20 protein-coding genes are annotated in these 22,172 nt (G+C 45.6%); 12 read left to right on the plus strand and 8 right to left on the minus strand.

Annotated elements, in window-relative coordinates; translation table 11 throughout:
* Window positions 1-15: 15 nt before the first annotated feature.
* The 4 genes from tssC to L4D19_RS01745 form a co-directional block, all read right to left on the minus strand.
* The gene (tssC, locus tag L4D19_RS01730) at window positions 16-1,497 is read right to left on the minus strand and encodes a type VI secretion system contractile sheath large subunit (RefSeq protein ID WP_428450893.1); all 1,482 of its coding nucleotides are present in this window, start codon (window positions 1,495-1,497) and stop codon (window positions 16-18) included.
* Window positions 1,497-2,006: a type VI secretion system contractile sheath small subunit gene (tssB, locus tag L4D19_RS01735; protein WP_239411770.1), complete on the minus strand. Its 510-nt coding sequence runs from the start codon at window positions 2,004-2,006 to the stop codon at window positions 1,497-1,499. The genes tssC and tssB overlap by 1 nt, the downstream gene beginning before the upstream one ends.
* Window positions 2,007-2,087: 81 nt before the next feature.
* On the minus strand, window positions 2,088-2,606 hold the full coding sequence (locus tag L4D19_RS01740) for an Hcp family type VI secretion system effector (protein ID WP_239411771.1): 519 nt from the start codon (window positions 2,604-2,606) through the stop codon (window positions 2,088-2,090).
* 44 nt (window positions 2,607-2,650) lie between these two features.
* Window positions 2,651-4,018, minus strand: coding sequence for a type VI secretion system protein TssA (locus tag L4D19_RS01745; protein WP_428450894.1), 1,368 nt, complete (start codon window positions 4,016-4,018; stop codon window positions 2,651-2,653).
* 756 nt (window positions 4,019-4,774) lie between these two features.
* Here L4D19_RS01745 and L4D19_RS01750 point away from each other — a divergent pair.
* The 3 genes from L4D19_RS01750 to L4D19_RS01760 are packed head-to-tail and all read left to right on the plus strand — an operon-like array spanning window position 4,775 to window position 7,646.
* Window positions 4,775-6,778 carry a type VI secretion system Vgr family protein gene (locus L4D19_RS01750; RefSeq protein WP_428450895.1) on the plus strand — a complete coding sequence of 668 codons (2,004 nt, stop codon included), beginning with the start codon at window positions 4,775-4,777 and terminating at the stop codon, window positions 6,776-6,778.
* A complete protein-coding gene (locus L4D19_RS01755) occupies window positions 6,778-7,347 on the plus strand; it encodes a DUF6931 family protein (protein ID WP_428450896.1) in 570 nt (189 codons plus the stop codon). Before L4D19_RS01750 ends, L4D19_RS01755 begins: the two co-directional genes overlap by 1 nt.
* A 2-nt stretch (window positions 7,348-7,349) precedes the next feature.
* Window positions 7,350-7,646, plus strand: a complete 297-nt coding sequence (locus L4D19_RS01760; RefSeq protein ID WP_428450897.1) for a PAAR domain-containing protein — start codon at window positions 7,350-7,352, stop codon at window positions 7,644-7,646.
* Window positions 7,647-7,688: 42 nt separating this feature from the next.
* Here the strand turns inward: L4D19_RS01760 and L4D19_RS01765 are convergent, their stop codons facing one another.
* Window positions 7,689-8,060 (minus strand): VanZ family protein, encoded by a 372-nt coding sequence (locus L4D19_RS01765; protein ID WP_428450898.1) that lies wholly within the window; start codon window positions 8,058-8,060, stop codon window positions 7,689-7,691.
* 80 nt (window positions 8,061-8,140) lie between these two features.
* Between L4D19_RS01765 and L4D19_RS01770 the strand changes: the two genes are divergently transcribed.
* Both L4D19_RS01770 and L4D19_RS01775 read left to right on the plus strand, forming a co-directional pair.
* Window positions 8,141-8,935, plus strand: a complete 795-nt coding sequence (locus L4D19_RS01770; RefSeq protein WP_428450899.1) for an AraC family transcriptional regulator — start codon at window positions 8,141-8,143, stop codon at window positions 8,933-8,935.
* A gap of 80 nt (window positions 8,936-9,015) precedes the next feature.
* On the plus strand, window positions 9,016-9,954 hold the full coding sequence (locus tag L4D19_RS01775) for a DUF3179 domain-containing protein (protein ID WP_428450900.1): 939 nt from the start codon (window positions 9,016-9,018) through the stop codon (window positions 9,952-9,954).
* Window positions 9,955-10,043: 89 nt separating this feature from the next.
* Here the strand turns inward: L4D19_RS01775 and L4D19_RS01780 are convergent, their stop codons facing one another.
* On the minus strand, window positions 10,044-11,231 hold the full coding sequence (locus L4D19_RS01780) for a dicarboxylate/amino acid:cation symporter (RefSeq protein ID WP_428450901.1): 1,188 nt from the start codon (window positions 11,229-11,231) through the stop codon (window positions 10,044-10,046).
* Between the two features lie 711 nt (window positions 11,232-11,942).
* Between L4D19_RS01780 and L4D19_RS01785 the strand changes: the two genes are divergently transcribed.
* The 4 genes from L4D19_RS01785 to L4D19_RS01800 all read left to right on the plus strand — a co-directional run bounded on the left by L4D19_RS01785 (window position 11,943) and on the right by L4D19_RS01800 (window position 15,248).
* Window positions 11,943-12,524: an outer membrane beta-barrel protein gene (locus L4D19_RS01785; protein ID WP_428450902.1), complete on the plus strand. Its 582-nt coding sequence runs from the start codon at window positions 11,943-11,945 to the stop codon at window positions 12,522-12,524.
* Window positions 12,525-12,696: 172 nt separating this feature from the next.
* Window positions 12,697-13,551 (plus strand): LysR family transcriptional regulator, encoded by an 855-nt coding sequence (locus L4D19_RS01790; RefSeq protein WP_428450903.1) that lies wholly within the window; start codon window positions 12,697-12,699, stop codon window positions 13,549-13,551.
* A 170-nt stretch (window positions 13,552-13,721) separates the two neighbouring features.
* Window positions 13,722-14,609: an EamA family transporter gene (locus L4D19_RS01795; RefSeq protein ID WP_428450904.1), complete on the plus strand. Its 888-nt coding sequence runs from the start codon at window positions 13,722-13,724 to the stop codon at window positions 14,607-14,609.
* Between the two features lie 18 nt (window positions 14,610-14,627).
* Window positions 14,628-15,248, plus strand: coding sequence for a nitroreductase family protein (locus L4D19_RS01800; protein ID WP_428450905.1), 621 nt, complete (start codon window positions 14,628-14,630; stop codon window positions 15,246-15,248).
* A gap of 38 nt (window positions 15,249-15,286) precedes the next feature.
* Here the strand turns inward: L4D19_RS01800 and L4D19_RS01805 are convergent, their stop codons facing one another.
* Both L4D19_RS01805 and L4D19_RS01810 read right to left on the minus strand, forming a co-directional pair.
* Window positions 15,287-15,847, minus strand: coding sequence for a sugar O-acetyltransferase (locus L4D19_RS01805; protein WP_428450906.1), 561 nt, complete (start codon window positions 15,845-15,847; stop codon window positions 15,287-15,289).
* 240 nt (window positions 15,848-16,087) lie between these two features.
* Window positions 16,088-16,981: a LysR substrate-binding domain-containing protein gene (locus L4D19_RS01810; protein ID WP_428450907.1), complete on the minus strand. Its 894-nt coding sequence runs from the start codon at window positions 16,979-16,981 to the stop codon at window positions 16,088-16,090.
* Between the two features lie 168 nt (window positions 16,982-17,149).
* Between L4D19_RS01810 and L4D19_RS01815 the strand changes: the two genes are divergently transcribed.
* The 3 genes from L4D19_RS01815 to L4D19_RS01825 all read left to right on the plus strand — a co-directional run bounded on the left by L4D19_RS01815 (window position 17,150) and on the right by L4D19_RS01825 (window position 21,978).
* On the plus strand, window positions 17,150-18,082 hold the full coding sequence (locus tag L4D19_RS01815; protein WP_428450908.1) for a DMT family transporter: 933 nt from the start codon (window positions 17,150-17,152) through the stop codon (window positions 18,080-18,082).
* A gap of 57 nt (window positions 18,083-18,139) precedes the next feature.
* Window positions 18,140-19,363, plus strand: a complete 1,224-nt coding sequence (locus tag L4D19_RS01820; RefSeq protein ID WP_428450909.1) for a bifunctional alpha/beta hydrolase/OsmC family protein — start codon at window positions 18,140-18,142, stop codon at window positions 19,361-19,363.
* Between the two features lie 182 nt (window positions 19,364-19,545).
* A complete protein-coding gene (locus L4D19_RS01825; RefSeq protein ID WP_428450910.1) occupies window positions 19,546-21,978 on the plus strand; it encodes an ATP-binding protein in 2,433 nt (810 codons plus the stop codon).
* Window positions 21,979-22,172 lie beyond the last annotated feature (194 nt).

Consider the following 22,172-nt stretch of genomic DNA (forward strand, 5'->3'; position numbering starts at 1 on the left):
TCCCGAGTATATTAATTAGCCTGGAATATTGGCGACCATGCGTAGCGAGGTCGTAAGCTCTTCCATCTGCAGCCAAGGACGAAGGTGAGCAATCGCGGAGTAGCTCCCCGGACGGCCAGCCTGCTCCTCGACGATGACACGTGCTTCGACAAGTGGATACTTGGCTTTCGCCTCGTTACCTATCGCATTCGGGTTTACATATTGCTGAACCCAGTTGGTCATCTCTTTCTCGACTTCGTTGGCATCAACGTTCGAGCCAATACGGTCGCGTCCCATCACTTTCAGGTACTGAGCAATACGACTGCTCGCCATGGTGTATGGCAGACGTGCAGAAATCGCCGCATTCGCTGTTGCATCAGGATCAACGTAAGTCTTTGGCTTATGAACTGTTTGGGCACCCATGAATGCTGCATAATTAGTGTTCTTATAATGCACCAAAGGCAAGAAACCTAAGTCACTCAGCTCTTTTTCGCGTTCGTCGGTCAGGTTAACTTCTGACGGGCACTGCTGTTGCAAATCACCAGCCGCAGAGTAATAAGTGAAGTTAGGCAGATCTTCAACTTTACCGCCGTTATCCGCACCACGGATTGCCGTACACCAGCCGTACTGGCTATAGGCTTGGGTCAATAACAGGCCAAATTCATATGCAGCATTGCTCCAGACGAAGTCATCTTGAGACTGAGGTACTGCCTTGCCATTTGCATCAGTGGCAAACTCTTCATACTGGAAAGAACTAACAGGTACAGTACTCTGGCCATAAGGCAGGCGTGCTATCGTTTTCGGCAGCGTAAGGGCGACGTAACGTGAATCATCACTTTCACGGAACGCATTCCAGCTAGCATAGGCAGGTGAGTCAAAGCCGGCTGCCACTGGTTTGCCTTCGTTGAAGGTCTCGAATGACTCAAAATCAAACATGCTGGCATTGGCTGCCGCGATAAACGGAGCATGCGACGCTGCTGCGACTTCTCCCATATAGCGGAGCAAGGCGACATCTTCATCACCATATCCAAACTCATAATCACCTAGCAATACACCGTATGGCTGACCACCAGCCGTACCGTACTCTTCCTGGTAGATTGTGGTAAATAAACGGCTACGATCGATAGCAGGGGCATCTTCAAATTGCTCAAGTAGCTCTTCTTTGGTGTAGTCTGCCAACTTGATCTTTAAATCTGGGCCCAGTTCGCTGTTTTTAACCAACTTTTGCAGGCCTAGCCAAGTACCTTCCAGCTTTTGGAAAGCCTCATCTTTCATCACAGTCGATAACTGCTCTGAAATTTTCACGTCCAAGGCTGCGATAGCTTTCTCAATCGTCAAGGTCAGGTTCTTGTCCCACGTAACCGTTCCTTCCAGCGCTTGCGATGTCAATACAGAGAGCAACTCTTTGGTGGTATCGACTGGAGTTTGTGTCGTGGCAGAAATCGCACGATCTAGGAAACTGGCTTCTACACCAGCAGTTTCAGCTTGCTGAGCTACACTTTGTTGTTCTGTCGACATTATTCAGCCTCCCCTTTTTCAACACCTAGTTCACCGGCAAGATGCTGGATAGCATCCGTACTTTGCAGCAACTCTTTTAGCAGTCGCTCCAGATCACGAGAACGATCGGCTTTGCTCAGTAACACTTTCAACTGGTTTCGCGTCTCAACCAGTTGCTTTAACGGGTCGATGTTCTCAACCAGGTGCTCGGGATGAAAATCCTTCATGGATTTGAAGTTCAGGTTTACTTCAAACTGGCTATTATCGTCTGCCAGTTTGTTATCGACTTTATAGGACAGACTTGGGTTTATCTGTTCCATCACGGTGTCAAAATTATCTTTATCAACACCGGTAAATTCACGCTCTTCCAGATCGACTTTTTCACTTTCTGGCTTGTGTCCAGAGAAATCACCAATAACACCCACAACAAAAGGCAGTTCTTTTGTTTCAGTTTGACCATTGGTTTCGACGTCATAAGTGATGCTGACGCGGTTTTTGCTAACACGCTTATGTTGCGAATTGAGAGCCATGCTTCCCTACCTTTTGATTAATGATGAAGCCTAACAAAACAGAGCCGTGCGCCACTCTTACAGCAGCGCACTACAAGCAGGTTACTTAGAACCTGAAAGCATCTTGCCACCAGGAACGTTGTAAGAAACAAGACCACCTTTGTCCATTTTGCCGCCATTGTCTTCATGCCAGTGCAGCTGATCAAGCTGAACATAAGAAAGTGCAATACTTTCAAATGGTTGTGAACCGTCAGAACCGCTCACATTATATGAAACAAGACGAGCTTCGTTTAGCTTCACCTGGAAATAAATTTCAGCGCCTGAGCCATCACGTGCCGGCTTAGTAAAAACGATCTCAACATCTTTACCTGCAGTACCAGGACTGAATAGGAAAGACAGTAGATCTTCTGAAGCACCATCCACTTCTTTGGTGATATTTACTTCGCTCATGGCAACCATACCTGAGTCAGCATTCGTACCGTTACCAATGTCCATCGCTACATTACGCATTGCACCCCAGCTATATGAGCTCAGTGCGAACCATCCTTCACCCGGCAATCCTTCAATGGTTGCACCACCATCAACTTGAACACCGTCGATACGCATATAAATGCTCGCCATAATTTCTATCCTCTTTTTTTATGATTAAGCAGCAACAGCACGCTCTACCACTGCAAAGCACCGCTAGATTTCGACTGCTGTTCTGTCTTCTGTGGTTCGTGATTAGACGTTTTCTCTGTTTCGATAACAGGGGAAACAGGCTTCTTTTCTGCTTCTGGCTCCAGTTTTTTGCTGCTCACCGATGTAGGCAACTCGGAGGCCTGAGGCACTACGTGTTTTATTTCCGGCAGAGAGGTTTCTCCGTCTTCATCCAACCCTGTCAGGTTGAAAACACGGTCAATCGTCTCTTGCTGATTCGATAACAGCTCGGCCATTAATTCTGGCAGCGGCATATACCCCCAACGTATAGCCTTCTCAAGCAAGTAGGCCACCGGGCTGTGAGGTTCGGTCTTTTTGAAATAGTCAGCGATATCTCGTAATTGATGAAAAGCTTGGTCACGACTAATAACTTGCTGACTGGCAAGCGAAGATATTGAAACAGTCGGCGTAGCCGCAGGTGATTCTTGCATATCAATATGTCCCGAAGTGATTTCAGGTACAAGCTTATCAAGCTGCTCTGTTGTGACGACTGAGGTAGATTGAGCACCTTTCTCCGGCGAAACTGCCGGCTTCAGCCCAGAAACAAATTCGATCGCGCGCAGAACCTTATCTATTAAGCCAATAACAAAATGAAAACCGACAACTGACAGGCCATTCTGCTTACAAATGTCAGTAACTTTCAGCTCTATCGCTATGAAGCTCTGCTTTATTGCTACTAGGTTGTCAATCAGCGCGACAACCCTAGCCTGTTCATTCAGAGCAAGGTTATGGTACTGGCTTTTAAGGTTGGATAAGTTTCCTTTGTGCTCTTCACTCTGGTAACGGGAATAATCCAGGTCACCAATCAACGGGGTCATCACCAAAGGCAAATACAATAGCCCAGTATTCTCGCTCTCACCGACCAGTTGAACAAAAGCTTTTACTTTAAATGCGTGGACTTCACGGGAGCGTTCATCTTCTCCCTCTGATTTAATTTTGTTATCTGGCAAAATCGGTTGGAGTGATTCCCAGTGAGCCGTCACTAACTCCTGTAACCAAGCTACCGTTTCTTTAAGCCCGGACAAACTAGGGTCGATAATAGTTTGTGCAGTCATCATCCAACCTGCCAACTCGATATCTCGAGATGATGAAGAAAAAACACTTATTAGGCTGGAAGACAGTACATCCCAATTATTACCATTTTCATCCAGTAAAGAGTCAAGTTCACTCGATTCCGGGTGCTGGGTTAGCTTTCTTAAAGATGTCTGCGCTAAGTTGAATTCGTTTCGGAGTGGACGGAATGCTTGTCGGTCTGATTTTAAATACAAACCACAAAAACTATCTTCCATCAATGGTGACAGTAAACTCTGACGATGGCTCTCAGTAAATTTCATAGTATCCATCACTTATATTATTAGTAGTTATTAATTCAATAAGCTATTTCGATTCCAGAAAAACACTTAATAACAAAAAAAATGTTGCACACCGTTCACCACCATGTTAGGAGCATGCATATAGTTGAAAGATATCTCTTGTTATTTATTATTTACCAACTGAATCATATAATTTTTGAATGCTATCAGCTAATTATAGCTTTTAATAGTATTTCCTTGCCTCATCAGACCACAAGGGAATTACGTACAAAATTATAGACATTACTCACAAAAATTAATAAACATACACTTGTCATGTTCTACAAATAAAAGAAGAAAACTCTGCTTGCTATAACAAACTAGTAAATATCCCTTAGAAAGCAAAATGAAATCGATTTCAATTGCTAATAATGGCTCAATTCCGATACATCCCTACAGGGAATAAATTTCAATAATAGCGTAAAGTTTATCAGGCAATTGAAAGATGCAGATAAAGCACAACTTTGTCTGCATCACTCACATTCAGTATTAGCGCTACCGCTAATACCGAGAAGATCAACGGAGCTTACTTATTAAGTAGTATTTCGAACATGTATTATTGAGGACATTTATACGTCAATAAACACTTATCTCTTGTTTAACCACACAACCTAACAACATTGACAAGCAACATTGCATTAACAATGTCGCCACATGGGCGACTTCCTACACAAGTGAATTTGCTTTAACATAAGCCAATTGTTGAGGGATCTTCTAGAACAATAAGAGAGCCATTACATGTCTGCCCCCAATTACAATGATGAACAGCGACCTATTCTTGCTAAGTTGGATGGCAAAGGGCCTTATATCGTCACCCAACTAATAATAAATGAGCTAATTTCAGATAGCTCAAACTTCACCGCGACTCTCGTGTCAAAAAAAGATTTATCAGAAAAGCTGCTTGGTAAAGTTCTAGATATTCAATACTCGCCAGGTATTGAAGGTCAGAGACAAGAATCTCGGCGTTTTTTGGCCCTTATCTCATCAATAGAAAACCTTGAATTTAGCATCAGCAAACAACTTTATACCTACCGTATCGAAGCCATCGATCCGCTCTCCATCTTTGCTTATCGGACCACCAGCCGAAGTTTTCAGGACATGACGACAAAACAGATCATTGATGAGATCTTGTCCGATTCCGGCTTACAGAGCTATTTCAAGCTCTCACCTCGAGAGGCAGGAGTTACACATAACTACTGCACTCAATACAATGAGAGTGACCTTGCGTTTATTAGGCGCTTACTTGCATCCGAAGGCTGGCACTATCATTGTGATCATAGTGGACAACGCCCTACCGTTATCATCGCCGATAGCAACCAGGATTTCGCTAAAGCAGAGAATAGCACTGTGCCATTTATTGTTCAGGCAAAGGACAAAACCTTTTCGATCAGTAAGTGGCACTACAGAAACCTGCTTGGTACCAGTAAATTATCGTTAGCCGATCATAGTGAAGAACTGGCGGAGTGTTTAACCAGCGGCGAGAGAAATAGTACCCAAGCTAATAACAGCGCACTCAGCGAGTACTTTTTTGGTCAGGGCTATACAACCAAAGGGGACATTAGAGACGCCGCCAAAAAGCAAATGGAAAGCCGTGACAGCCGTAAGATAACCATTCAGGCCAGCTCAGCAATTCCGTCTCTTGGGGCCGGCTTGCGCTTTACCCTCACTGACCATACCGAATCCTCGTTCAATCAGGAATATCTAATTACCCAAGCTGAACACATCTTTGAGGCCAATGAATCTGGCTCTCAATCCGAATATCAGAATAGCTTCCAATGTGTCCCTACCTGCTTAACCTGGCGACCAACATTTATTGATAAGCCACGTATACACAGTATCCAAAGTGGTGAAGTCAGTGGTCCGAGTGGGGAAGAAGTCAACCAAGACAAACTGGGCCGGATCAAGGTGCACTTCCATTGGGACAAAGACGGGGAAAAAGATGAAAATAGTTCATGCTGGATCCCTGTCGCCCAGCCTACAGCCAGCAACGGCTTTGGAGTACAGTTTATTCCTCGTATTGGCGACGAGGTGCTGGTCAGTTTTATTGACGGTGATCCTGACCGCCCGGTGATTTCTGGCTCAATCTACAACGGAAAGAACAAACCGCCATACAGCACTGCGACACAAAGCGGAATCAAAACAAGAACGACCCCTAACGGCAGCAGTGACACAGCCAATGAGCTCAGGTTTGAAGATAAAAAAGACAATGAAGAAATCTTTCTCCAAGCCGAAAAAGATTTCGTCGTCAATGTCAAAAACGATCTAAAACAAACTGTCACAGGGTTAGCCAGCCTGGAATCAGAAAAAACCGTAGGCTGGAAAAGCAAAGAAGCAATGAGCCTTGAGTCTGAAGATCAAATATCTGCCAGCGCAAAAAAAGAACTATCACTAGAATCTGATGCTTCCATCACTAGTAAAGCCGGAAAGAATGCAGAGATAAGCGCTTCATCCAAAGTTACTGTTGATGGCCAAAGCATTGATATCTCAGGTCAGACCAAAATCACACTCTCTGTTGGCAGTTCCTCTATCGAACTTAGCCAAAGCGGGGTTAAAATTTCAGGGGCCCAGGTAGCAATTAGCGGACAGGCTAAAGCAGAAATGAAAGCCGCCATGATTTCCATTGAGGGGCAGGCTAAAACAGATGTCAAAGGGGCATTGGTAGAAGTAAACGGTAGCGCAATGACGCAAGTTAAGGCGGGCGCAATGGTTCAGATCCAGGGTGCAATAGCTAAGGTTAACTAATGACTTATTTGAAAATTCCACATCACTCTGTTGATGACATTTTGTCCTGTTATGAAGCCAATGAGGACATACTCAAGTTAGCTGAACAGTATCGTCAACCTGCAGCATTAATTGATGCTGCCATCGAAGCAGAGCTGTTTAGCGATATTGCCATTTTCATTGCCCATGCCCTTCCTGTACGAGAGGCGATCTGGTGGGCATGCTGCTGCGCTGATCAGCGAAAAGACTGGAATCCAGATGAAGCCAATGCAGTCCGCGCGGCAAAGGCCTGGGTACATACCCCGGATGAAACCTCTCGCCGATTTGCTGAAAAAATGGCTGAACAAGCCCAACTGCAAACTGGGGCAGGCTGGGTAGCCCAAGCGGCTTTCTGGAGCGGGGGGAGTATGATTGCACCGGGAGAGCCCGTTGTACCGCCACCGGAATATTTATATTCCCATGCTGTAGCGGGTGCGGTAAATCTTTGTGCCGTATTACCTGATGGTCTGGATGCAAAGCCACGCTACGCAAAGTTTTTCAAGATAGGTTTACATATCGCTCAAGGCGGTAATGGCCAAATAGAGGCGTAACTATGTTACCAGCAGCGAGAGCGACAGACATGCATGTCTGTCCAATGCAAACCCCGGCAGTGGTTCCAATTCCCCATGTTGGCGGGCCACTGATCCCATTACCGACAACAGTATTAATCGGTAATATGCCCGCAGCAACCCTAGGGCAAATGTGTGTCTGCGTCGGACCACCAGATAGCGTCATAAAAGGCAGTGCCACCGTACTTGTAAACAGTAAACCGGCAGCCCGTATGGGTGACACTACCGCCCATGGCGGAACCATCATTCTAGGCATGCCAACTGTATTGATCGGTGGCTGAGGTTAATTAAAGCAACTTTTCATGAAGCGGGCTGTTATTGCATTAGCTATTTACACGATCAATGTGTGGAAACAGCCAGCTGACCACTGTAGCCAAGATCACTCCGCAGATTAAGCCGCCACCGTTAGCGGCCAGATCCAGCCATTCACCATAGCGATTGACATAGGGCTGCAAGATTTCAATCCCGCCACTCCAGCCAAATAAAAACAAACCAATCACTGGCCAGTGCTTCGGTTTTCTTAAGGCAACGGCAAATATCAGTGCCGCATAGGCAATAAAATGGTGGGTTTTGTCTGTCCCCGGTACACTCGGTAAACTCACCAAAGGCGTAAGAGAAAGGTAAGTAATAACGGCTAACAGAAGAAGCGTAATCGCTAGCCAGCGCCTGTGGATCAGGCGAAAGATGAATGTCATTGTATTCCTTGCCAAGCCTTGTATGGATAATTAACAACCTGCAGTATATAGAAACCACCAGAGATAGAAATTCCTTTACGATGAAGAAAATCTACCAGCCGCTCTTTGATAACAACAACCCGCCGGGGGAGATTTTCTTTGGCCACGAAGTCTTTCTTCCCAATACCACGACACCACGCCACAGCCACTCGTGGGGTCAACTGCAGTTGATCAATGGGGGGATTTTAGAGCTGACTACCGACGAAAAACGCTTTCTTTCACCTTCGCAATATGCCGTCTGGGTGCCCGCCGGTATTGAACACGAAAGCTTTATGCGACGTAGTTTGAACTACTGCTCTATGAATATCGTATCAACGCTGGCCGATGCACTTCCCCATTATGCCTGCCTGCTCGAAGTCAGTCCGATCATGGAAGCCATTGTCGGAGACTTAAAACAACGGCGTATTACCGTACCAGAGTCAGAACAAGATTTACGCTTAGTGAAAGTATTGCTGGATCAGGTATTAAAAGCCAAAGAGCACGATCAGTTTCTGCCCAATAGTGATGACAAGCTGCTCAAGCCGATTTTGCAGGAGCTTGATCAAGATCCAACCACTACAAAGTCAATCAAAGATTGGGCTGCCCAGCTACATACGACCGAGCGTACGCTGGCAAGGCACTGCCAGGACAAGTTGGGAATGAGCTTCACCGAATGGCGTCAACGGCGGAAATTTATCTACTCGCTCCATCTATTGCGCAAAGGGCTCTCAGTCAAAGAAATCGCATTCACCTTGGGTTATCACCAGGCATCCCCATTTATTACGCTATTCAAACGGCATGCCCAGTGCACCCCGGAGCAATACAGACAACGGTTTTATCCTCGAACGGAACAATAATCAAGGAGATTATCTAAAAGTAAAATGAAAGATCCCTACCAAGACTCGGTCTATATTTTATGAGCGCGATAGGGGGAACAATGAAGCTGTTGTTAACACTTTTCTACGGACTTATCTTCACTCTGCCGTTAAGTATGCAAGCCGCATCGCTTAACGGCTTTACTCTTGATCGCCTTACGATTCCTGCAGAGCAGATCCTTTCTGGCGGCCCAGGAAGAGATGGCATACCCGCGATTCTCACTCCGCATTTTATTGATGCCAACAAAGCGCGTTTCCTCAAACAACACGACACTGTGCTTGGCCTGACGATGAACGGCAAGAGCAGGGCCTATCCAATCAAAATTCTTAACTGGCACGAAGTTGTCAACGACAGTATTGACGACCGCCATTTTGTTATCAGTTACTGCCCTCTATGTGGCTCAGGAATGGCTTTTCTTGCCAAACCTGGAAAGCAAGTACTCACATTTGGCGTATCTGGGCTGCTCTATAACTCAGATGTCCTCATGTATGATCATCAAACAGAATCACTATGGTCACAAATTCGCGGCAAGGCGATAAGCGGCGTTGCCTCCGGCACCTCCCTGACACAATACCCGCTGACACTGACCCGCTGGAAGCAATGGTTAGAGGATCATCCCAACACCAAAGTCCTTTCGACGAAGACTGGCTTTTACCGCAGTTACTCTCAGGATCCCTATGCAGGTTATAGCCGTACACCGCGCCTGTATTTTCCGGTTGCCAACCAGGCACCATCAACTTATGCGGTAAAAGAAACTGTATTGGGATACAAAGGCAGCAAGCAGAACATTGCCTTCCCGTTTTCTGAACTAAGGAAGCATGATCAAGAGAAGTTCAGTTATCAATTCGAAGGCAAGCCGTTAACTATTCATTGGGATAGCCAAAATCAGTCGGCTTGGATCAGTAATTCAACCGGCCAGCAGCTCAGCTCAACCATGCTGTACTGGTTTGCATGGTATGCCTTCTATCCGGATACGGAAGTCTTTAAGGCCAGCAAGTAGACAATACTGGGTTTGAAAGGACATCAAAGAGGGAGGAGGAATCGAAGGCGTCCCTGCCTTCATCTGTATTTAGCTTATCATTGAGTGAATTAGATTGCGTCTTCGACAGGAACCAAATCTTCCTGTTCTTCTTCCTGCTTATCGGAAAGCTTATCTATCATCAGAGCAATAACACCGTCGCCAGTGACATTACAGGCGGTACCAAAGCTATCCTGTGCCAGATGCAATACAATTTGCAGGGCAATCATCTCTTCGGTAAACCCAAGCATCGATCCCAGCAAACCAACAGAGGCCATTACTGCCCCGCCGGGTGCGCCCGGTGCAGCCACCATGGTAACACCCAACATGGCAATAAATGGCAAGGCTTCAAACAAGCTTGGTACTGCACCAGCGCCTGTCATGATGATGACCGCCACTGCGACGCTGGCAATACTGATCACCGAACCAGACATATGGATATTGGCACACAATGGCACAACAAAATTGGCAATAGTGTTAGATACACCATTTCGCTTGGTCTGCTGCAGAGTAACCGGAATGGTCGCCGCTGAAGACATAGTACCAATCGCAGTGAGGTAGGCAGGCATCATGGTACGCAACAACGTCAATGGGGATTGCTGCATCACTGCACCAGCAGTAATAAACTGAACAGCTAGCCAGAACCAGTGCATCGCGATAACAGCCAGCAATACCAGACTAAACGTGTGCAGTGTGGCAAATACCGTCCCTTTGACCGTCATATCCGCAAAAACACCTGCAATATAAAATGGCAATGCCGGAATAATCACTTTATTCAAAAACAGCTCAATGATATCGCGGCCCTGATCACTCATTCTTTTCAGCTGATCGGCGTCTGTGCTTGATATCCCCAGCCCGAACATAAAGGCAATGGTGAGTGCCGTCATGATATTCATTACTGGTGGTATTTTAAGTTCAATAAAAGGCGCCAGAATTATCTTCACGTCGGGCATTTCCCCAGCTCCGCTTAATAAAGCCGGAAATAAGTGCTCAGCGACAGTGAACGCAAATAACCCTGCCCCCAACGTTGACAAATAGGCCAACCCGACCGTTTTGCCCAACAGTTTTCCTGAGTTTCTCGGTAAATTGGCAATACCGCTTGTAACATAGAATAGAATTAACAAAGGAATAGTGAACTTAATTAACTGACTAATAAACACCTTTACCGTTATCAACCCTTTTATTATCACATCGGGTGCAACCATCCCCAACAATATACCTAAAATTATTCCACACAATAGCTTAATAATTAGCTTCATTATATCGACCTGTCTTTTTTGATTTCGTAAAGAGACACTTTAAAATCTTGGCAAACCGTCTCTTCTAAACAACCTTGTTACAATCGCATCAATTGACACCAGTTTGTGGAACGAACTATTATTTTCTTCCTGTTCAATATTTAGGCTCGTTCCAACCATGGCTGTTGAGGCTGTGCCAAAGTAGATATTCATCAAAAAAAAGCAATAAAAAAGCCCTGCATCATCAAAGTGACGAGCAGTTACTGAATAATATTCAATAAAAGCTCATATTGAGACAATAATCTGAATATTATCCATCTTTCGTATAATTATTGAACGTTTATAGTTGCTCATGATTACTGGTGATAGATTCACCTACAAAATTACTGTGCCACGGTCGCTAACAACCAATTTGCAACAATTACGCAAAATGCATGTTTACAAGTTCACCCTCACACGCGGTAGTGCTGCATCTAAATATTAAAAACTTCTTCAAAACAGTATTCACCCACTTTATAAACAAGGTGAGAAACTCCATAAAAATACACATTCAATTCGTAAGCCGCAATAATAATACCCACAAAGAATAAGTGATAAATTTGACACAACAACATAGAAACAAATAACTGAAAGTTATGATCAAAATCAAAAAAATAATATTCAAAAATATAGGAAACATATTTTATATCTTTTATTATCCGTGCCGAACACATTAGTAATATTGGAAATAAAATGAGAAAAACAATTATTGGTCTAGGGATCATTACGGCACTATTCCCGGCACTAGCTAATGCAGGAAATGTATATATCGGTGCTTCAGTCGGACAAGCAAACTATAACGATTTAGTCACTTCAGATATTGATAATTCACTATCTTCTGCAGGTATCGACCTTGATGATTCAGATACTGGATTTAAACTATTTGGTGGCTTCCGTGCCAATGACTACTTCGCGTTTGAGCTTTTCTATGCCAACCTAGGTGAAGTATCAATGAACTTTGGTGACACTTCATCCTTTATGGGTATACAAGAAATGACCGTTGAGCAAGATACGCTTGGTGCTTCCCTTATCGGTATACTCCCTGTAACAGATAGTTTTGAGTTGTTCGGCAAAGTTGGCTTCCATGCGTGGGACTCAACAGTTAATCTTGACAGCAATGTATCAATCGAAGGTGCTGATGGCACAGACCCTATGTTTGGTGCAGGCATCGCGTATAAATTCAGCAGCGTTTCAATTCAAGCAGAATTTGAACGCTACCAGCTAGATGAAACAGATGTGGATCTTATGTCAATAGGCCTTGCCTACCACTTCTAATAACATTTACATTTATGAGGGTATGTTCATACCCTCATTATTACCTCGCCAGTATTTACAGCTTTTTTACTCCCATCAGTAACACCTCAGCACACAAGCAAGTCGCTCGCCCTATTGCTATTTATTTCCCATCACTCAATACTTCCATTGGGCAATTAAGGACAATAGAACCATGCTTAACAAAACAACCATCGATCAATGGCGTGTCTTTGCAACAATTATTGAAACGGGAAGTTTCTCCAATGCTTCAAAGCTGCTTTTTAAATCGCAACCGGCGCTAAGTTCAACAATCAAGAATTTAGAAAGCATTACCGGAAAAAAACTGTTTACCCTAGAGGGGCGTCGCGCAGTCCCCAGTCCCTTTGCCCTGCAGCTATTGCCGTTGGTAAAAACCTTCCTCGCCGAAGCAAACTTGCTTGAACAAACAGCCTGCCAACCGACCGAGCAAGCCAACAAAACACTCGCGCTGGCTATAGATAGCCTTTTCCCGCCCGAGCGTTTGGCGCAAGCAATCGATATATTTACCCAGCGACATCCATACACAAACCTTAAGATCTACGAAACGACCTTGTCTCTTGCCAAAGAAATGCTCGAAGACAATCACGTAAGCGCCATCATTTCATCGCTAGTGCTTGCAAGCCACACGTCGGCTCCAATCGCTTCAATCAGTAAACATCTTGTCGTAGCCCATTCACACCCGTTAGCTCAAATGGGCAATGTAGAACTTCAGGATTTATCCAGCTACTGTCAGGTGATCCTGACCGATCTCGGCTCGAGAACAAACCTCTCAACAGGTCTACTGCCAGGCAGACAGAAGATAGCAACAAGTAACGTCTCAAGCTCTGCCAACCTTGTGCGTCAGGGTGTTGGCTTCGCCTGGCTTCCAGAAGCCGTTATAGATGACAAGACAATGGCAAGAGTTCAACTCGACGGTTACGCAACACGTGAAGTGCTGCTTCAATATACCTATCACCCTAGCCACAAAGATATTGTTCTACTCGTTGAGCTAAAAGAATTACTCCAATAATAACTATATCAACAGTAAATTTTCCAATTAAGGACATACACTCGGAATAATACATCATGAAAATCTATAATTATCATAAGAAATAGCGATGATTATTTTGCTGATATAAGATTGAGTTAATCATAAATAGATGCCAAAGTTCTTTGAGTCACATTGAGCAGGCATCTCCTATGCAATATTTAAAGAATATATTATTAACAGCTCTTGCACCTATTATATGGGGTTCCACCTACATCGTTACCACAGAATTACTTCCAGAGGACCAGCCATTTACTGCTGCACTTATTCGAGCTATTCCTGCTGGATTAATTCTCCTATTGTTATTCCCGGCTCGTTTAGGACGAGAGAATAGATTAAAAATGCTCATTTTATCTGTTCTGAATATTGGTATTTTCCAGGGATTGCTTTTTGTTGCCGCCTACCGGCTGCCGGGAGGTGTTGCGGCGGTTGTTGGTGCCATGCAACCAATTATCATCATGTTAATCATATGGTTAGTGGATCAAAACAAACCCAGATTTACGGTACTGGCTAGCGGTATCCTTGCCATCGCCGGAATGTCGGCAATCTTCGTTAATAACAGTACATCCTGGGATCACATCGGCTTGATGGCTGCGTTTGCCGGTACAGTCTCCATGTCACTAGGCACTTTTCTATCTAAACGCTGGGGATCACAGCTTCATATTATGTCATTTACCGGATGGCAATTATTACTAGGCGGTATATGCCTTGTCCCGTTTGCTATCGCCTTTGATACACTTCCATCAGACATTACGTTGAACAACTTCATTGGTTATTTCTATTTAAGCTCATTTGGCGCATTACTAGCTTATTCCTTATGGTTCAGAGGCATTAAAGCCTTGCCATCCACCTCTGTATCCTCATTAGGCTTACTTAGCCCGATAACAGCACTCACGCTCGGCTGGATAATTTTAGGAGAGGATTTAGATATCAAACAAATCGCTGGCGTGGTGACGGTTCTGGTATCAATTTTATTTATCGTCAATCAATCGAATAAGGCCAAGAAAACGCCAACACACGTTTTATCGAGTAACAGTTAATCTCAAGGAGACTTATCAATGGATACTTCACGCATACAACATTACTTAGAAAGTCGTTCAACAACCGGAAAATATGATCCGGATAAAAAAATCACTGCAGAAACAATCTCTGAATTGGTCAGGCTTGCAACGTACTCACCGTCGGCTTTTAATCTACAAAACTGGAAATTCGTTGCTGTTCATTCCGAAGAGCAGAAATCCAACTTATGCCAGGCTGCATATGGGCAACAACAAGTTAAAGATGCTTCAGTGACCTATATAGTCTGTGGTGATCTGGAAGGCTACAAAACACTAGAAGACGCGCTTCAACCATCGGTAAGCGAAGGTATCATCACCGAAGAGATCAAGGCAACATGGGTCGGTATGGTGACAGAGTCGCACCAAGACAATTCAGAGCTTCGAAGAGACGAGGCCATTCGCTCAGCGTCACTTGCATCCATGAGCCTGATGTTTGCGGCAGACGAGCAAGGGCTATCCACCGGCGTTGTTGGCGGCTTTGACACTGAGGCGGTTCAATCAGCATTTAATCTGCCATCGTCTATCCTTCCGGTTATGTTAGTTACTGTCGGCTACCCAGCAGAAGGAAACTGGCCGCAAAAAATGCGCAAACCGCTACAGGAAGTGTTAGAGATTATTTAAGGTGAGTGATTCTGCTCACTCACCTTTACTCTGAAGACTTATTGCTTGGGTGGAATTTCTTTAATTGGCTTGGCAGGCGACCCGACACATACTGTGTTGGAAGGCAAATCCTTATTAACAACACTGCCAGCCCCAACAACCACATTATCGCCAATCGTCACGCCCGGACACACAGTGACATTGGCTCCAAACCACACATCGTTACCTATGGTAATGCTCTTGGCAAATTCCTCGCCAGAAGCTCGTTCAACCGGATCAAGCGGATGCCCGGCAGTCGCTATGACTACCCCCGGTGCCAGCAAGCAGTTATCGCCAATATGAATAGGGGCACAGTCAAGGATTGTACAACCATGATTGGCATAAAAGCCTTTGCCCGCCTTGATGTTGTAGCCGTAATCACAGTTAAACGGCGATTCAAGGCACGCATCGCTCTCTTGCCCTAATAATTCGCTAATAAGTGCCTGTCGGGTCTCTGGTTGGCTCGGGCTAAGGTGATTTAGCTGATGACACAACTCTTTGGCTTTCTGGCGCTCTGCTAGCAACTCGGCATCCCAGGCCTGATACATCAAACCTGACAGCATTTTTTCTTTTTCAGTCATCGTATTTCCGCATTATCCAATACTTAAGTTGCCAATATTATGAAGTTCATGGCCTCTATAATGTGAGAGAAAAACACCACCAGCACACCAAAATATACACCGGATCACATTCCGTGAGACGCCTGATCTCACGCTGTTAATCAAACCAAAGCGCCAGGTAATACACAAAACGAACCTATCTGCGTCCGTTATGTATCCACAGCCTCAAAACAGTCTCAAAGTGCTCGTGCTCACACGAAGTTATTTCGCAAACTCACCTTTTAGCCAGTTACGCAACGTCAGCACACTTTCGAGCTTCAGCTTCTCGGCAGTACAAACGAAATAGAACTCCTGATAAGGATTGAGTACCGGCTGACCAACCTGTACCAGCATGCCGTGCTTAATATCATCCCGAACAAACTGCTTATGGGTGATCAATACGCCAAGGCGACGGATCGTTGCCTGCACCGCCTGAATAGATGCGGTAAATGTCAGGTTCTTCTGCTGCTCGGGTATTGGTAATTTATTAGCCTGGCACCATACCTGCCAGTCATTTTTGCGGCGTGGATTGGTTGCGTATATCGCAGGATATCTGGCCAGCAGTTCATCTGGCCTTGGAGAGGTACTCGAGCCAATTAGGTGCGGGCTGCAGACCATAATCAGCTCATCATCACCCAACTTTTCGCAATAATAGTCCTGCCACTCATCTGGTTTGCCGTGAAGCAGTGCGACATCAACACCTTCACGGTCCAGGTCGAAAACCTGAATAAGATTAGAGATTCGAATATCAATATGAGGAGCAAGTTGCTGGAAGTCGGACACCCGGGGGATCCACCAGTGAAGTGCCAGCGAGTTGACCATGTTCAGAGTCAGACGATTCCCCTGTCCCTCACGGGCCAGAGATTCGCTGGCCTCGACAATCTGGGTCAGTGCAGGTGCGACCTTGCGGTAATACTTTCGCCCCTCGTGATTCAGCTCAACCCGACGGCCAACACGGCGAAACAACGGCAGGTTCAACTGAGCTTCCAGCGCCTTGATGGCCTGACTGACAGCCGAATGACTCACGCTCAACACATCGGCCGCCTCGGTCATACTTCCGGTTTCAGCAACGGCAACAAAAGCATAAATAGACTTTAGTGGGATCAGCTTTCTCATATGTAAGTTTTTCTAACCATTTTGGTTAGTATTATTCGCTTTTTTGCTCAACACAAGCTGACTAGACTGTTTATAGCCCCTGACTGAGCAACTTCGGAATTCCAGTTTTGCTTCCGGCACCTTTCTTTATCACCTGCTAGCTCAGGCAACATCAGATGGAGGACCAGAATGACCACCGACCTACGCCCCGTTTTCTTTATGCTGGCATCCACATTTAGCCTCTCGCTAAACGGTTTGCTGGCCAAACTGCTCAGTGACATGTTTAGCACCGAAGTATTGGGGTTTCTGCGTTTTTTTCTTCCGGCACTGCTAATGCTGCTCATGCTTAAGATGACATGCTGGACCATACCGGATCGCAACAACTGGCGAACGATTTTGATCCGCTCGCTCTGTGTTGTCGGCAGTCAGATGTGTTTTCTTATCGCATTGGATACCCTTAGCCTGGTAGAAAGCGTGGTGCTATTTAGTACTGGTCCCCTTTTTATACCTTTGTTAGAAAAACTGTTACTAAAAACACCTGTCAGAGCCATTACTCTCAGCTGTCTTGCTCTCACCTTTACTGGCGTAATCCTTCAGGCAGGCACTCCCACAGGTATCGAACTCCGCCCTGCTCTGCTTATAGGGTTGGCAGCAGGATTCTTCAACGCCTGTTCCCAAGTGACCCTATTCAAAGGCAGCAAAGGGAGCTTACCAGCAGCGGCCCTCAATGGCTGGTGCTTTCTCATTGCCGGGCTATTGATACTTCCATTGGCTCTTGTTGATATCAGCCGCAATGATTTCGCTATTATGCAATCGTCAGCTTCCGAGATTCAGCACCTCGCTTTTCCACTTATCATCTTACTCACGGCCTGTATCGTCAGTACGCAAATGTTCCGGGCAAAAGCCTACCGTCTGGCACACTCCGGCTCTCAACTTGCACCGCTTATCTTTACCAATCTGATGTTTGCCGTCATCTGGCAAATTAGCTTTTTTGACCAACAGCTATCCGGGGCAAAAATCATCGGTATAGGCCTCATCGTACTGGCGACCATCATCAATACCTTTGGGCCGAAATGGATGCGCTTTTATCGTCAGAAAAATATGACGGCTGATCAGCAGTAAAGCCTAAATCACGTAGTCTATGATTGACTCATATTCCGCCATCAATGAGTCAGCATTATGCCTAAGCATATCAAACTGGAATTTACTGGCAGCGATGGTCAATCCATCGCCGGATTACTGGAGTTGCCAGACAGCAATCCCCATACCTTTGCCCTGTTCGCCCACTGTTTCACCTGTGGCAAAGACGTTGTATCGGCATCCCGTATTGCACGATCCCTAACTGCGAATGGCTTTGCCGTTTATCGATTTGACTTTACGGGGCTCGGCAGCAGTGACGGTGACTTTGCCAATACCAACTTCTCGTCCAATATCGCCGATCTTATCCATGCTGCGAACTACCTGCGTGATCATTACCGCGCGCCTGCCCTGCTGATAGGCCACAGCCTAGGAGGAGCAGCCATGCTGGCCGCCGCCGAGTCAATTCCCGAGGCCAGCGGCGTGGTCACCATTGGCGCGCCGGCAGATCCTCAACATGTCACCAAACAATTTGCCTGTCAGACAGACACGATCGAAAAGCAAGGGATTGCCGAAGTCAGCCTAGCAGGCCGTCCCTTTACCATCAAAAAGCAGTTTCTCGATGATCTGGCCGAACAGAATCAACCCGAAAAAATCGCCAAGCTTGGGAAGGCATTGCTTATCTTTCACTCACCAGTCGATAGGACAGTATCGATTAACGAAGCCGAAAAGATCTACCGCTCAGCCAAACACCCTAAAAGTTTTGTTAGCCTCGATGGTGCCGATCACCTGCTTACCAACGCGGCCGATGCAGAATATGTCGCCTCGACAATCGCTACCTGGTCATCGCGCTATATCACGGAGCCAGAAACTATTGATCAGCAAGATAACCCACTGACCAAAGGCAATGTGCTGGTAGAAGAAAAAAATCAGCAATTTACCCGAACAGTCTTATCAGACAGCCACGTATGGCTGGCCGACGAGCCCACATCCGTCGGCGGCAGCGATCTTGGCCCCGATCCCTATGAGCACTTGCTAGCCGCATTGGGTACCTGCACCTCAATGACCATTCGGATGTACGCCAACCGAAAACAAATCCCGCTCGAAGATGTCACCGTTGAGCTCAACCATAGCCGACAGCACGCGAAGGACTGCGAAGAGTGTGACGAAAAAGACAGCCAAATTGAAGTACTCTCCCGCTACGTCACACTCAAAGGGGCGCTCACCGAGCAGCAACAGCAGCGATTACTGGAAATTGCCGACCGTTGCCCGGTGCACCGCACTCTGCACAGTGAACTAGAAGTGAAAACAATTTTGAAGGAGTAATGGCACTCATCAGTACCTCACAGCAACGGCCCCGGTTGTTTTCTTCATAATGCAACCGGTTTAACATACTGCATTCGATGACCGTTCTATGATAAAACAACAATAACAACCAAAAAAATCAAAGTGTTAATTGTAACGGTAGCTTAATTGCCGTACTCGGCTCGGGAAGGAAATGGATTTCGATGCAGACACCTCAGTACACTCAAACCCGCTCGATAAAACAACTACTCAGCTATGGTGCTCTCATCATCGTGCTGTTTCTCGGCACTTTCTTCTATGCCGAGCGAACACTTAATCATAAACGAGCGCAACTTATCTCCCTGGAAATTAAAATTCTTAATGCATCCAATGACATGCTGATGATGCGCCGACATGAAAAAGATTTTATTGCAAGAGCGGACTCGCAATATCAGAAAAAAATGACAGCCGCTTATGAGCATATCGTCATCACCCTCAACGATATCCATAACACGATTCAGGCCAACGATCTGGCAACTGACTACGATCCCCAAGTTACCCTGGACTCAGTCAATACCTACTACCAAACGTTCTCCACCCTTGCTGATATGCTTGTTCTAATACGTGGAAACGGCGAGAAGCCAGGGTTAATCGACAAGCTCAAAGACAGTACCCTCAGCCTGGAAAAGGAGGTCAACGCATCGAGAAATAAACGGTTAGATGAGCTGACACTTACTACGCAGGATTTGATGTATCAGTTTTTCTCAGACTTCGAGGCAGATGTACTTCGAGAAATTGATACAACACTGATTCAAATCAATAGTGAAATCGCCCAAACACCCAACTCGACTTCACTGAGTAACGCATTTAATCAATTTAGTCTTGATTTCTATGCCCTTCAGCGCGCCTTTAAAGTATTTGGCTACGATCACAACCAAGGCAGGCATGGTGAGTTAAGAAATACCATTCACATACTCGAGGACAAACTCAACGCGCTGTTTTCTGTCATTCCGCAAAAGATTGCGGAGGAGCTAAGCTATTTCGAACTCATCAAGCTCCTTGCCGGTGTTGTCTTGTGCCTGTCTATCATTTCCGTTCTGCTCTATGTGGTTCATCAAACAGGCAAACTGGAAAACCAACTCATCAATGCCCGTGAACACGAGAAACAAGCCAACAAAGCCAAAAGTGCTTTTCTGGCCAATATGTCACATGAAATCAGAACACCGCTCAATGGTATTTTAGGGATGACCGAAATCTTGTCAGACTCCCGTCTCACGGCCATCCAAAAGGACTACCTATCAACAATCAATGCGTCTTCACAAACGCTGCTGATGCTTATCAATGATATTTTGGACCTCTCCAAAATTGAATCCGGCCACCTTGAAATCTGTCCGCATACCTGCGCAGTTAAAGAGATCCTATTCGATACTGCAGCCCTGATTGCGCCCAAGGCACAGCAAAAGAATATCGATATTCATATCGAACTTGACCCATTGCTGCCTAACTACATCAAAGCCGACGAACAAAAGCTCCGTCAGGTCATCATGAATCTTGCTTCAAATGCAATTAAATTCACCGAAAAGGGCTCTATCACATTCTCGGCCAGACTGGTTACACAGACGAATCTATCCACGACGGTCTACTTTTCTGTCGCCGATACCGGAATTGGTATCGACAAGGATAAACAACAACAAATATTCGATGAGTTTAAGCAGGAAAATGCAGACACGTCAGCTCAATATGGCGGAACAGGCCTTGGCCTGGCCATTTCAGCTAAGATGGTCGAGCTCATGGGGGGAAAAATCCAACTTATCTCAAATAAGGGTCAGGGAAGTCAGTTCTATTTCGACGTTAAGCTCAATAATGACGAACAACAGCTATCAACCGATGAGCCCATAGATATTGTTTATTTCACCAAGGCGACCAATGCGCTGCTGGTCGATGAAGTTCAGCGCTTCGGCCATCATGTCACAATCGTTCAAAGCGCCTCGGCCATACCTGCGTCATTACAGCAAGTCGGCTTGATCCTTGTTGATAATTTCGAGATGTTACAAGACGTTGAGAGTAACTACTCTCAATACCCTATTATTTATATTCGACGCAATACGGAAACTATCAGCACTGAAACTATCAACGGCTCAAATAACAATACAGCATTTGTTACTGCCCCGTTGTTTGGTACCCGACTCAAAAAAGCACTGACAACAGCCGTGAATCATGACGTATCAGAGCCTGCTAGCCCCCCAACGGCCCCGCAAACGCTTAGAAAGAAAGTCCTCATTGTCGAAGACAACAAAGTTAACCAACAAGTTGCCTGTATCAACTTGAAGAAGATTGGGCTCGATTACATTCTGGCAAATAACGGACAGGAAGCGATAGAATGCTATGAGCTTCATCATGAAGCTATCGGCCTCGTGCTAATGGACTGTATGATGCCTGTTCTCAATGGTTTCGATGCCACCCGATCCATTCGCCAGTTCGAAAATGACAACGGCTACCCTCGCACACACATTGTTGCGTTAACCGCCTCTATCCTGGATGACGATATTCAAAAGTGCTTCGATTGCGGAATGGATGATTATCTGCCGAAACCCTTTAAGCGCGAAGTCCTTATTGAAAAGCTGGAAAAGCAAGTGGGCCTGGTAGATGAATATTAGGGGTTAAGAAAACATAACTGAACTAGGCCAGGGCTGTCTGGCCTAATGCTTTCAAGGCATGCTCAAAAGCGGTTTGGTGAACAGTGCCTCTGGTTCTTAATTCGCATTCCTTTGAGAGTTATCAATACCTAACGCATCTATCCGATTACACTTAGCCCTATCTACAGCGATACTGATATTCCAGCGAAGGTAAA

The organism is Photobacterium kasasachensis (assembly GCF_050336885.1).
Lineage (GTDB): Bacteria > Pseudomonadota > Gammaproteobacteria > Enterobacterales > Vibrionaceae > Photobacterium > Photobacterium kasasachensis.